Annotated in this window: 12 protein-coding genes; all 12 read right to left on the reverse strand. The window is 42.3% G+C overall.

What is annotated here, in order from left to right:
* Nucleotide 1 precedes the first annotated feature (1 nt).
* The 12 genes from G8761_RS11570 to G8761_RS11625 all read right to left on the reverse strand — a co-directional run bounded on the left by G8761_RS11570 (nt 2) and on the right by G8761_RS11625 (nt 12,469).
* The gene (locus tag G8761_RS11570; protein WP_166026739.1) at nt 2-1,597 is read right to left on the reverse strand and encodes a long-chain-fatty-acid--CoA ligase; all 1,596 of its coding nucleotides are present in this window, start codon (nt 1,595-1,597) and stop codon (nt 2-4) included.
* The gene (locus tag G8761_RS11575; RefSeq protein ID WP_166026741.1) at nt 1,594-2,532 is read right to left on the reverse strand and encodes a ketopantoate reductase family protein; all 939 of its coding nucleotides are present in this window, start codon (nt 2,530-2,532) and stop codon (nt 1,594-1,596) included. The genes G8761_RS11570 and G8761_RS11575 overlap by 4 nt, the downstream gene beginning before the upstream one ends.
* A 42-nt stretch (nt 2,533-2,574) precedes the next feature.
* Nucleotides 2,575-3,345, reverse strand: coding sequence for a class II aldolase/adducin family protein (locus tag G8761_RS11580; RefSeq protein ID WP_207789187.1), 771 nt, complete (start codon nt 3,343-3,345; stop codon nt 2,575-2,577).
* Nucleotides 3,346-3,369: 24 nt separating this feature from the next.
* Nucleotides 3,370-4,140 (reverse strand): 2,4-dienoyl-CoA reductase, encoded by a 771-nt coding sequence (gene fadH / locus G8761_RS11585; RefSeq protein ID WP_166026743.1) that lies wholly within the window; start codon nt 4,138-4,140, stop codon nt 3,370-3,372.
* Between the two features lie 264 nt (nt 4,141-4,404).
* Entirely contained in the window at nt 4,405-4,812 is a 408-nt protein-coding gene (locus G8761_RS11590; RefSeq protein WP_166026745.1) for a MaoC/PaaZ C-terminal domain-containing protein, read from the reverse strand.
* Entirely contained in the window at nt 4,809-5,258 is a 450-nt protein-coding gene (locus G8761_RS11595; RefSeq protein ID WP_166026747.1) for a MaoC family dehydratase N-terminal domain-containing protein, read from the reverse strand. Before G8761_RS11595 ends, G8761_RS11590 begins: the two co-directional genes overlap by 4 nt.
* Before the next feature lie 26 nt (nt 5,259-5,284).
* Entirely contained in the window at nt 5,285-6,049 is a 765-nt protein-coding gene (gene fabG / locus G8761_RS11600; RefSeq protein ID WP_166026749.1) for a 3-oxoacyl-ACP reductase FabG, read from the reverse strand.
* 40 nt (nt 6,050-6,089) lie between these two features.
* The gene (locus G8761_RS11605; protein WP_166026751.1) at nt 6,090-7,268 is read right to left on the reverse strand and encodes an acyl-CoA dehydrogenase family protein; all 1,179 of its coding nucleotides are present in this window, start codon (nt 7,266-7,268) and stop codon (nt 6,090-6,092) included.
* A gap of 195 nt (nt 7,269-7,463) precedes the next feature.
* A complete protein-coding gene (locus G8761_RS11610) occupies nt 7,464-8,678 on the reverse strand; it encodes an acyl-CoA dehydrogenase family protein (protein ID WP_166026875.1) in 1,215 nt (404 codons plus the stop codon).
* Between the two features lie 103 nt (nt 8,679-8,781).
* Complete coding sequence (locus G8761_RS11615) at nt 8,782-9,996, reverse strand: iron-containing alcohol dehydrogenase (protein ID WP_166026753.1); 1,215 nt, start codon at nt 9,994-9,996, stop codon at nt 8,782-8,784.
* A gap of 24 nt (nt 9,997-10,020) precedes the next feature.
* Entirely contained in the window at nt 10,021-11,550 is a 1,530-nt protein-coding gene (locus G8761_RS11620) for an aldehyde dehydrogenase family protein (protein WP_166026755.1), read from the reverse strand.
* Between the two features lie 25 nt (nt 11,551-11,575).
* Nucleotides 11,576-12,469 (reverse strand): R2-like ligand-binding oxidase, encoded by an 894-nt coding sequence (locus G8761_RS11625; protein WP_166026757.1) that lies wholly within the window; start codon nt 12,467-12,469, stop codon nt 11,576-11,578.
* Nucleotides 12,470-12,471 lie beyond the last annotated feature (2 nt).

The following is a 12,471-nucleotide window of genomic DNA, read 5'->3' on the forward strand; positions in this document are numbered from 1 at the left end:
TTTATTTCTTTTCAACTAGGAGTCTCTTCAAAATCTTGCCGACAGAGTTTCTTGGAAGTTCCTCAATAATCTCGAATTCTTTAGGAACCTTATAGCGCGTCAGCTCCTGATAGCAAAATTCCTTCAGATCTTTCAGGTTGATGGTTTTTCCTTCTTTCGGAACCACGAAGGCTTTGACAAGTTCTCCAGTTTTATGGTCGGGAACACCTATAACGGCTGCTTCCTTTATAGATGGATGTTCATAAAGAACACCTTCCACCTCCTGAGGATAAACATTAAAACCTCCGACTATGATCATTTCTTTCTTTCTGCCAACGATGTAAAAATAGCCTTCTTCGTCCATCATAGCCAGGTCTCCTGTATAAAACCAGCCGTCACGAATTGCCTGCATGGTTTCTTCTGGCTTATTCCAGTAGCCAAGCATGACCTGTGGCCCGTTAATCAGCAATTCGCCAATTGCTTTGGGTGGCAATGTTTCACCCAGATCATCGACAATCTGGCAATCCGTACCAGGAAGTGGCAGCCCAATACTCCCCACTTTTCTGATTCCATATGGAGGATTTCGGTGAGTTGAGGGTGATGTTTCTGACAAACCGTACCCTTCTCCAATTGTTGAACCCGTTAATTTTTCAAACTGGTGAATGATTTCAACCGGCAGTGGTGCAGATCCGCTTGAACAGATTTTAAACGAATCAAGCCCATAGTTTTCTATACCAGGATAGTTTACAAAGACTGTGTACATCTTTGGAACTCCCGGAAAAAATGTTGGTTGATGCTTTTTAATCAGATTAAGTACTTTTTCCGTCTCAAATTTCTTGACGAGAAGATTAGTGGCACCAGTGTAAATTCCCATGTTCATCCCTACTGTCATTCCAAAAACATGGTAGAGGGGAATGGCAGTGAGAATCGTCTCACAGCCAAATAGCATTTTCTCTCCATACAGAGCTTTGCTTTGGAGAACATTTGCCACTAAATTAAAGTGAGTAAGCATGGCCCCTTTTTTTCGGCCGGTTGTTCCTCCTGTATATTGAATAACTGCAATATCTTCCTTAGCTTTAATAGATACCTTTTCTACTAAAGGGCTGGCGTTTTCAATTAATTTATCCAGGAGCTTGATTCCTTCTTTTCCTCTCTGTCCAGACGAGAAAATATACCGAAGACCCGGAAAGTCCTTTTCAACATTTAATACTTTTTCCAATTGCTCTGGTTCTGCTGCAAGATAGGAAATATCTGAGTCCGTCAATATTTCAGTTAGTTCTCTTTGCGTATACTGGGGATTGATCTGGACAATAATCAATCCTAGCTTTAAGGCCGCATAATAGGAAATAATATAAAGGGGTACGTTAGATAGCATCAGGCCGATTCGATTACCTTTTTGGGCTCCAAGGTCTCTCCATGCACCGGCAAGGCGATCAGTCTTGCTCTTCAGGCTATTATAGGAAATGTGCTCCTCTTCATAAATAATCGCGGTTTGCTGTCCATATTTTTCAACCGTATCTTCTAAAAATGAAAATAAGCTGACCTCTGGGATATCGAAGGATGTTTCTGTTGTATCCGGATAATATTTCATCCAGGGTTGAGGGTGGACTTCATTCATGTCGCCACCTCCGAAAAAGTGCTGCCAATTCTAGAATCCTGAAATTTTAAAAGATGGTAGAGGGTTTCTAGTACAGGTGTAGACACGTTATATTCACGGCCTTTTTTAACGATAAACCCGCAGATGGATTCAACCTCCATCTTTTTCCCCCGCAGTTTATCCTGCAGCATGGATGTTTGATGGTTTCTCGCCAACGCCCCCTGTGCAAGTATTTCGTCACAAGCACTGTTTCCAAGTGTAACGCCCATGGCTTTTGCTACATTAATAGATTCCCGGCAAATTTGTTCTGCTGTATTTTTTAATTCCGGATTATCAAGTACTTCACCTACACTTGTTTCAAGGAGCGCAGTAATAGGGTTAAATGTAACATTCCATAGGAGCTTCTTCCATTTGGTTTCTGTAATGTTTTTGGTAGTGAAGGTTTCGATACCTGCGAGATTTAAGAAGGTTGATATTTCCTTAATGGCTGTTTCCTGGCTTTCCTCCACTCCTCCCATTACAAGTCTGGGAGAATTGCCAATCTGCCTGACAACCCCTGGTTCCTTAGAAAAAACCTGAATATAGGATGCTGCTGAAAAAATTTTTTCCTTTTCAAAAACGGTTGAAAGAATTGCTTCATTATCCACCCCGTTTTGCAGAGTCAGTATGAAGGAACCATCCTTCAAAAAGGGCTTTACGCGTAAAGCTGTTTTATATGTGTCTGTTGATTTTACGCAAAATAAAAGAAGGTCAGAATCTGATAGATCTTCATATCGGTCAGTAAATTTGCCCTGAACGGTAAAGCTTCCATTTTCACCTTCCACTGTTAAGCCCATTGATTTCATCGCTTCAAGATTTTTGCCTCTTGCAAGGAATACAACCTCATTACCTGATTTTTGAAGGATACTGCCAAAATATCCGCCGACTGCCCCTGCTCCTATTACTCCTATTTTCAAAATCATTCCTCCTTTCCGAAGGGCTTTCTTATGTAGTAACAATTAGTCAAGGAAATCTGGCTGTTCCTTGACAATCCTGTTCCAAAGCGGCTGGAATTGGAACCATCCGGCTTCATGTGTTCCTACCTGGCCTCTTGTCACCTCTGCATTCTCCGGTTCTATTAGTACAGGAGTTCCTGCTGCCTCAGCCAGCAACTGTGCCTGACATGAGCGTTCCATAGTAATAAACCACCAAACCGCTTCGTCAACCGTTTTTCCCACTGTAAGTAAGCCATGGTTTCTTAAAATGCATGCCTTATGGTTTCCAAGTGCCTTTCCTATTCTTTTTCCTTCCTCGGTGTCCAAAACTACACCTGTATAATCATCAAATAACGAATGATCATTATAAAAGGCACAGGCATCCTGTGTGAGCGGATCGAGCAGTCTTCCAAGTGAAGACCATGATTTTCCGTAAACAGAATGGGAATGTGCAGCGGCGATGATGTCTGGCCTTGCTGCATGGACCTGTGAGTGGATAGCAAAAGCGGCACCGTTGACCGGATAGTTTCCTTCGACTACTTTACCTTCATGATTACAAAGGATAAGATCGGATGCCTGAATCTGGCTAAAATGAACACCATAGGGATTTACCCAAAAATGGTCTTTCTTTTCAGGATCCCTTGCCGTTATATGGCCTGCTACACCCTCATCAAAACCAAATTTAGAAAATAGTCGAAATGCCCCTGCAAGCTTTTGCTTTAAATGAAGACGCTCCTCCTCAACTGTTTGAAAAACAGGAGGTTTATAGTTTGCCTTATATTCTTTAACTGCCAATTTTATCGCTCCTTTATTATATTTTCAGGATAAGAACGACCTGCGATTCAGCCATTGGCCCCCATCCACGGTAATACAGTCACCGTTTATAAAGGCAGCTTCTTCTGAAGTTAAAAACGAGGCTACATTAGCAATCTCTTCTGGAAGAGCAAGTCTTTTTAAAGGTATGGAGGAAACAGTACGCTGATAAGCTTCTTCTGATCCCCATAGCCGGTCTGCTCCACCTGTATTTGCGACTGGTCCCGGTGCAATAGCATTCACACGTATTCCATATTTGGAGCCCCATTCAACAGCAAGCGTCCTGGTCATGGCGAGAACACCCGCTTTGGCACTGGCAGAGTGGATGACACCAGGTCCGGATGTCCAGGCATAGGTGGCGAGGATATTAATGATACTCCCCTGCACTCTGTTTGCGATCCACTCTTTTCCTGCAGCCTGGCTGAAATAAAAGGTTCCATTTAATACGATATTTATTACCGCATTCCATCCGTTGAGGGATAAATCCTCGGCCGGGCAGATAAAATTTCCGGCTGCATTGTTGATTAGAGTGTTAAAGCTGCCAAATCGAGCTTTAGTTTCCTGTATCGTTCTTTCTATATCCTCCGGGCTTCTTATATCCATCTCAACTGTTAGAAGCCTGTCGGTATTTTGGTCGATTTCTGTGGAAGCCTGGCTTAGTTTATCTTTGTTTCGGCCAGTAATGACTACATTTGCTCCTTTATCGAGGAATTTTTTAGCCATCGCTTTGCCAATACCACTGCTTCCTCCCGTGATAATCACTGTCTTGCCATTCATCCAGAACACCTCTTATGGATAGCAATAAACCCAGCAAATATGCCGGGTCTTTGGGTTAAGTTTTCAAAATAACGGAAATGGGGACGGTTTTTGAAGTTTTGTAAAATACGGCCCCATTTTTGTAGAATACAAAGTATTTTCTGTAGAATAAGCGGGATTTTTTGTAAAAAGAGACTTGCTTTTTGTAGATTAAGTAGTACTTTTTGCAGTTTAGTTGCCCCTTTTGCTTCCGCAAACCTCTTTTGGGTCACTAATTATAGTTACTTAATCTTCATACTTTTTATAAACAACTTCACCGTTTATCACGTCAGCACCTTTTTGATTTATCGCTTTAACAAGGAAGCTCAGCTTGTTTGCTTCTTTTTCCTTCAGCTCTGCTTTGAGGGTGATTTGATCGTTTAAGAAAACCATGCCTCTGAAGCGGATTTGGTAATCTTGTATAAATCCCTCTTCATAATAAGGAGTAAACAGCTTCGACAAGTTGCCCATCGTCCACATACCATGGGCAATGATACCAGGCAGACCGGCCTTTTTTGCTTCCTCATCGATTGTATGAATTGGGTTAAAATCGCCTGAAGCACCGGCATACTTAATCAAAGTAATTCTGTCTACAGGCTCCAATTGGATATCTTCCAGCGAATCGCCAACTTGAATCTCCTGAAGTGTCATCATGGAACCAACACCTTCCTTACTGCTTCCGAAATAATAACGGTTGATTTAGAAGAAAAGACAATCTGTCCTGATGTATCTTCTCCAAAGCTTTCAAGAACAAGGAAGCCCATTTCTCCCATCGTTCCTTTTTTTTCGAAATAGTTCTTAACCTCGGAATAGCAATAAATATCTTCACCTACCAACAGAGGCCTTTCATAATGGAAGGTTTGCTCTCCGTGGATCAAGCCTTTGTTAGGAAGATTCAAATCCTCAATGGTTCCATAGTCGAAAACCCTCGGAAAGGTAGGTGGTGCGATATTGCCTTTATATCTTGAATTGCGGCCGGTTTCTTCATCCAGATAAATAGGATGAAGATCACCGATGGATTCTGCAAATTTTTTAACCGCACCGCGTTCAACTGAGTTTTTCACTTTGGCAGATTGCTTGCCTATCAAATGCTTAAACAATTCTTCCACACCTCATTATATTAGAATTAAGTTTTTGGACCGCCAGCTACATAAATAACCTGGCCGTTTACAAAGGAAGATCTTTCGTCTGCAAAGAATGCAACTGCATTGGCAATATCAGCTGGTTTGCCACTTCGGCCAACAGGAATATTGGAGACACTGTGTTTGATAAGCTCCTCAAACGGAATTCCGATTCGGGCTGCTGTTTCTTTTGTCATTTCCGTTTCAATAAAACCTGGGGCAACGGAATTAGCAGTAATCCCATATCTGCCAAGCTCGATTGCAAGTGTTTTTGTAAAGCCTTGTAAACCGGCTTTAGCCGCAGCATAGTTAGCCTGACCACGATTTCCCAAGGCAGAAGTAGAAGATATATTGATAATTCTTCCGTATTTTTGCTCTACCATATATTTTTGTACGGAACGGGCTGCGTTAAAGGAACCTTTTAAATGGACATCCATTACCGTTTGCCAGTCTGAATCTGTCATTTTAAAAAGAAGATTATCACGGATGACTCCTGCATTATTTACAAGAATATCAACCGATCCAAAGGTGTCGTTAACTTCTTTTACAGCCTGCTCAACCTGTTCTGCTTCTGTTACGCTAGCAACTTTTGAAAATACTTCATAGCCTTTATCACGAAGTTCGTTTGTAGTTTCGGCGAGTGCCTCTTCATTTAAATCAATGAAAGCTACCTTAGCGCCTTCTTCAGCAAAACGTTCAACAATTCCTTTTCCAATACCACGGCTGCCTCCTGTTATGAATGCAACTCTGCCCTCAAATCTGCCTGTCATTAGATTACCTCCCAAAAAATTATGTTATCGCTTACATTTTTTAAATATATTGGCCCACTTTGACATGTCCTTTGATGAGATTTCTTGCAATAATCATGCGCTGAATTTCATCAGTTCCATCGTAAATTCTCCAGAGTCTTGCTTCACGGTACCATCTTTCAATTGGCAATTCTCTTGTATAACCCATTCCGCCATGGATTTGCAACACACGATCAACTACGCGGTTACCCATATTGGAGCCATATAATTTTGCCATTGAAGCCAGGTGGCGGTTATCTTCACCAGCATCAAGAGTGAACGCCGCATTTAAAACAAGCCATCTGGCAGCTTCAATTTCAACTGCAGAGTCAGCAATTTGCCACTGAATAGCCTGGCGTTCAGCAATCGGTTTCCCAAAAGTTACACGTTCTTTAGAATAATCAATGGCCATTTGCAATAGACGCTCGGCAGAACCTACTGCTCTTGCTCCAACGATCCATCGAGCGAAGCCAATCCATTCAAGTCCTAAATTATAGCCTTTGTGCAATTCGCCAAGAATGTTCTCCTCAGGCACTCGCACATTATCAAATACAAGTCCGGCTGGGCCCCATTCTCCCATCGTATGTATATACTCTGATTTCCAGCCCATGTCCCTGTCTGCGATAAAGCAGGTTACACCTTCACGACCTCTTGTTTCCTGGTGCCTTTCTTTATCGGTAATTGCAATAACCATAACGAAATCGGCTTCATTACCGCCAGTAATAAATGTTTTCTCGCCGTTTAGAACCCATTCATTGCCGTCTTTTACAGCTGTCATTTTAATGTTTTGTGTATCGGATCCAGCACCAGGCTCTGTCATTGCAAAACAGGACTTTTTCTCGCCATTAATGGTTGGGATTAAATATTTTTGTTTCTGCTCTTCATTTCCATAGTAAAGAATATTATCGGCTGAACCTCCAAATTGGAAAGGTACAAATGTTTTAGAAACTTCCATTAAAACAATTGCCATCATCATTTGGCCAAGATCTGCACCGCCATATTCTTCAGGTGTGTTTATGCCCCAGAAACGGGCTTCCTTTGCTTTAAGCTGAAGCTCTTTTAATTTTCCCGGTGGAAGGCTTGGTTTTCCTTCTCTTTCATTTCTAAGAACATCATTTTCAAGCGGGATAAGTTCTTTTTCTACAAATCTGCGAATCGTTTTTTGAACCATTTTTTGCTCATCAGTCAGCCTTAAATCCATACCTTTCACTCCATTCATAGTCTGGTAATCTAGTTTTTTACTATAAAAATTATATTAAATAAATATCCGTTACATACCAACCGGTAGGTATGTTAGATTAATTCTATTCCGAAATTTCAGAAATAACAAGTTTTTTGATTTAATTTTTTAAAATTAATAGGATAGTCCTCCCTCATATTCAGGAGGACTATTTTTTTATTTAAGCGATTCCTCGATTGCAGGCTCAAAGGGCCACGCTGGCAGTGTTTTCGATAATGGTTTGTCTGTACGATATCCTAAAGCATATTCACCCTGCATAACCGTATGAATCTCACGTGTTCCTTCATATATTACAGGCGCCTTAGCGTTTCTTAAATATCTTTCAACTGGATACTCATTTGAAAAGCCATAGGCGCCGTGTATTTGAACAGCATCATTTGCTGCTTCATAGGCATAATCACAGGACTGCCATTTTGCCAGCGAGGTTTCCCTGGTGCAGCGCTTGCCTTCATTTTTCAGCCAGCCTGCGCGATAAACAAGGAGGCGCGACACCTGAAGCCCTGCTTCCATTTTTGCAATCATTTGCTGGACGAGCTGGTGGCGGCCGATTTCCTTGCCAAAAGTACTTCTTTCATGGCAGTACTTTAGACTTGCTTCAAGGCTTGCCATGATCGTTCCGCAAGCACCTGCTGCAACAGTGAATCTTCCGTTATCCAATGCTGACATCGCAATTTTAAACCCTTCACCTTCCTGGCCAAGGAGATTCTCCTTCGGAACTCTAATATTATCAAAAAAGAGTTCACCCGTATTTCCGGCGCGAATTCCAAGCTTTCCTTTTATCGCTTTAGATGAAAAGCCATCCCAGGTTCTCTCTACAATAAAGGCGGATATTCCATGATGCTTTTTACTCTTATCTGTATAGGCAAAAACAAGGAAATGGTCTGCAACATCACAGAGGGAAATCCAGGTCTTCGAGCCATTTAATAAATAGTGGTCACCCTTGTCCACAGCTGTCGTCTGCATGGCGGCCACATCTGAGCCTGCATTTGGTTCGGTTAAGCCGTAGGCTGCAACCTTCTCACCCTTTGCCTGAGGAATTAGGTATTTACGTTTTTGCTCCTCCGTTCCCCATTGCAACAGAGTCATACTATTGAGACCTGTATGAACGGAAACGGCAGTCCGGAAGGCAGTATCCCCTCTTTCCAGTTCTTCACAAACGATAGCAAGGGAATTATAATCCATACCGCAGCCCCCATACTGCTCAGGAATACACACACCCATTAGTCCTAGCTCGGAAAGCCTTTTTAAAATACGAGGCTCAAAATGTTGATTCTCATCCCATTCCTTGATATATGGCATAATCTCTTTGTCTACAAAACTTCTAACAGTTTTTCTTAAAAGCTCCTGTTCTTCCGTAAAAGAAAAATTCATCATCGCTCTCCATCTCCTTGTTACATAATATTATTATGTTTATGTTTATAAGTAATAGGAAAACGGACTCAAAAAGCTAAAATTGAGTCCGCTTTATTTTGTTTTATTTTACTGTTAAAGGCACTACCTTCTGGCCAACCGCCTGGATAAGCTCCTTAGGCATTGGGAAGGAAACCGAAGCAGGGTCCTTTGCAACCGCTGCTGCTGCCCTTTCAAGGTCCTCTTCTGATAGATTGTACTGTGCAAAGTCCTCAGGAAGGCCTGTTTTATGCTGAAGAAGGCGCAGCTTTTCAACCACCTTCGCTAAAACAGTGCGCGGCTCGTCAGCTGCATCAGTATCTACTCGAAGTGCTTCAGCTAGTTCAGCAATTTTTGGCAGATAAAGATCAGGGACATATTCCATGACAACTGGCAGGAAGACTGCGTTTGCCAATCCGTGTGGAATACGGAACAATGCTCCATATGCATGGGCAAAGTTATGGACTGGAATAGCATTTAAGGCAAAGCTGAAAGCAGTAATACCCATTAAACTTGCCTGGAGCATTTCCATTCGGGCATTTACATTCGAACCATCAGCCACAGTAAGGGGAAGATTTTTTTCAATCAGGCGAATAGCATGGAGGGCATGGGCATCTGTTATAGCTGTTGCACTTGGAGATGCCAAAGCTTCAATCGCATGTGTTAAAGCATCAAATCCTGTAAATGCGGTAATTGCCGGCGGAAGACCAACCGTAAGGTCTGGATCTAAAACCGCAATATCTGCACTGATAAATGGATTGATAATATTGCCTTTCATTTGGATCTCTTCATTAAAAATAACAGCGATTGGTGAAACCTCGGAACCTGTACCAGCAGTAGTTGGAACTGAGATATGAGGAATCGCCATAAATTGAGCCTTAGGGAACTGTTCAAAGCGGAAGCCGCCAGGAATAGCATCCTTGATATCGGAAAGGCCATTATAAAGGGCATACTTCACCCCTTTTACAGTATCAAGCACACTGCCCCCACCGACAGCCAGAAGTCCGTCAGCTCCTACTTCTCTGGCATATCTGACAGCTTCATTCACACAACGGCTTTCTGCATCCTGGGAAATGTCCAAATAAACGCCGGCCAGCTCAGGTCCGGAACCATGAGAAGTTAATTCAAAAATTTGAGCTACTTTTTCAACTACTCCTGCTTTTTCCAGTCCGCGATCACTGAATAGTACGACTCTCTTTGCCCCAAGTCCTTTAAACAAATCTGGGACAAGTGCCCTTGAATTCGATCCGCTGTAGATAGCAGATCTAAGCATAAATTGTGATAAAGTTGTCGTTTGCATCCGCTTCACCTCAATATAAATTTTTTATTCATTAGTATTGGAAAACAATAGGCCGTACCAGTTGCGCTTATGAATTTCAGGAACCATGGAAGTATGGACATGCTTAACCTGTGTATAAGCATCAAGAGAATGCTTGCCCATTTCACGGCCAATACCGCTTTGCTTATATCCGCCAAACGGTGCATCATTACGAAGCATATGCCAGTCGTTAATCCAGACAACACCTGCCTGCAGCTTGCGGGATACGTCGTACGCTTTGTTAACATCACGTGTCCAAACTCCCGCTGCCAGTCCATAAATGGTGTCATTTGCAAGGCGGATTGCTTCATCAACATCCTTATACCGGATAACTGATAATACTGGTCCAAAAATTTCTTCACGGGCAATTTTCATATCATTTGTTACGTTTATAAAAATAGTTGGTTCAACGAATTGGCCATTTTCACAGCCAGCAACTACTGCTTCTTTCCCGCCGCAAACGAGAGTGGCACCTTCTGCCTTACCCGCTTCAATATAGGAAAGGATGGTTTCCTTTTGCTTTTTCGAAATAACAGGACCAACATCTGTAGCAGGATCTAGTGGATTTCCAAGCTTAATCTTTCCTGCCAGCTTTACAAGCTGCTCTACTACAGCATCATGCAGATGATCCGGAACAAAAAGTCTAGTTCCAGACTCACAAAGTTGTCCGGAATGCAAAAATACTCCAAACAGGCTTCCAGGAATAGCAAGGCTTAAATCTGCATCTTCTAGAATGATATTTGGCGACTTTCCGCCGAGCTCCAAGGTTGTATTTTTAATAGTCTCAGCAGCAAGCTTCATAACACGGCGTCCTACATCTGTAGAACCAGTAAATGCAACCTTATCCACCTTTGGATGTTTAACTAGAGTTTCGCCTACTTCAGCACCTGGCCCTGTCACTACATTAATGACTCCAGGAGGAACAACCTGTGAAATGATTTCAGCAAGTTTTAAAGTAGAAAGTGGTGTATAGCTTGCAGGCTTGACCACAACTGTGTTACCCATAGCGAGTGCCGGAGCGATCTTCCAGGTTGCAATGACCATTGGAAGGTTCCAGGGTGTTATTGCAGCACAAACTCCAATTGGCTCTCTCCAAATAAAGTTATGGGCCGGTCCAGGAAAAGGCGGGCTTGGAAGCGTTTCTGAAAATGGATACTCTTCAACAAACTTCGCAAGGGTCTGAAATAGATCAACCATTTGCAAAATATCATTACCACCCAGTCTTCGAACTGTTCCGCCAGAGCTAATAGCTTCTAAATAGGCAAGTTCTTCTGCGTGCGCAGCAATTTGGTAGGAAATGGCATAAAGAACCTTTGATCTATCCTTAGGCTTCATGTTCTTCCAATCGGTGCTGTCAAAAGCATTTCTTGCAGCTTCAACTGCTTTATTGACATCCTCTTCTGTTCCCTTAGCCACTCTAGCTACAAGTTCGCCTGTAGCAGGGTTGAAAACATCAAACGTTTCACCGTTTGATGCCGGCTCCCATGTTCCGTTAATAAATAGCGGAAAGGTTCTTACATCAACTTCTACTGTCATTTCAATTCCTCCTCTTATAGAATTTTTAAAGAACACCAAGCTCGCTTTCTGTAAATCTGTAAATCTCTTCTATCTTTTTGCCTCTTGCCCGTGAAAGAATATCCATGCGGACAGAAAGCTGGCGAAGTGTAAAGTTCATTGTATCCTCAAGTAAATGGCCAAACTCACTGACATCTTTGCCGGCAAAGCCTTCCTGATTTAGCCGGATTGCCAGCGGAGTCAGTTCTTGCATTTTGGCTTCAACAAATTCAAATAAATGTGGATGCTCACAAATCAGGCGCTGCAGTAAGAATGTACCATACCCTATATGTCTTGATTCATCCTTCTTTAAATAACCGATTCCCTGTAGCAGGCCTGGCATGATTCCGTCTGCTTCAAGGGATTTATAGAAGGAATAATAGCCTGTTTCGGCCAAAACGCCTTCCACAAACATGTTGTAAACAACAGAGGCTTCTGCAATTGCTTCAGGTGATTGGTCGGTTACTAGGCGTTCCATTGCAGCTGGCAAAATTTCATAGAAAATTGTTTTATAAGCACCTGTATGGAAATGGGAGAGGTCCCCGCGCTCACCAATAGCATTTAGAACCAGCCTGAAGAATTCTGTATGCTTAGCTTCCTCGAATAAAAAGGTGGTAAGGAACATTTCTTCTTCAAGCCTGCCTTCTTTAGCTATCGTCATGATTAGCGGCAGCAAATCAAGCGTTACAGCTTCTTCACCTGCCTGGAATTGGGATATTAAGCGCAGAATATCATGCTTTTGTTCCGCGGGTAATTTCTGCCAGTCTTTTTGGTCTTGTGAAAAATCAATGTCAGAGGGATTCCAAATACCAAACTTCTTTGCTTTTTGATACAAGCGGAATGGGAATGAATCCTCCAGCAGTCCCCTTTTGCTTGTTGTTAAAATGGTTCTTTGTTCCATAT

The sequence above is a fragment of the Neobacillus terrae genome, from assembly GCF_011393025.1.
GTDB classification, from domain to species: Bacteria; Bacillota; Bacilli; order Bacillales; family Cytobacillaceae; genus Neobacillus_A; species Neobacillus_A terrae.

Coding starts and splice junctions, on each gene's coding strand:
- G8761_RS11570 (WP_166026739.1), bottom strand. CDS start 1,597: ATGAATGAAGTCCACCCTCAACCCTGGATGAAATATTATCCGGATACA.
- fadH (WP_166026743.1), bottom strand. CDS start 4,140: ATGAATGGCAAGACAGTGATTATCACGGGAGGAAGCAGTGGTATTGGC.
- G8761_RS11590 (WP_166026745.1), bottom strand. CDS start 4,812: ATGATGACACTTCAGGAGATTCAAGTTGGCGATTCGCTGGAAGATATC.
- fabG (WP_166026749.1), bottom strand. CDS start 6,049: ATGACAGGCAGATTTGAGGGCAGAGTTGCATTCATAACAGGAGGCAGC.
- G8761_RS11605 (WP_166026751.1), bottom strand. CDS start 7,268: ATGGATTTAAGGCTGACTGATGAGCAAAAAATGGTTCAAAAAACGATT.
- G8761_RS11610 (WP_166026875.1), bottom strand. CDS start 8,678: ATGAATTTTTCTTTTACGGAAGAACAGGAGCTTTTAAGAAAAACTGTT.
- G8761_RS11615 (WP_166026753.1), bottom strand. CDS start 9,996: ATGCAAACGACAACTTTATCACAATTTATGCTTAGATCTGCTATCTAC.
- G8761_RS11620 (WP_166026755.1), bottom strand. CDS start 11,550: ATGACAGTAGAAGTTGATGTAAGAACCTTTCCGCTATTTATTAACGGA.
- G8761_RS11625 (WP_166026757.1), bottom strand. CDS start 12,469: ATGGAACAAAGAACCATTTTAACAACAAGCAAAAGGGGACTGCTGGAG.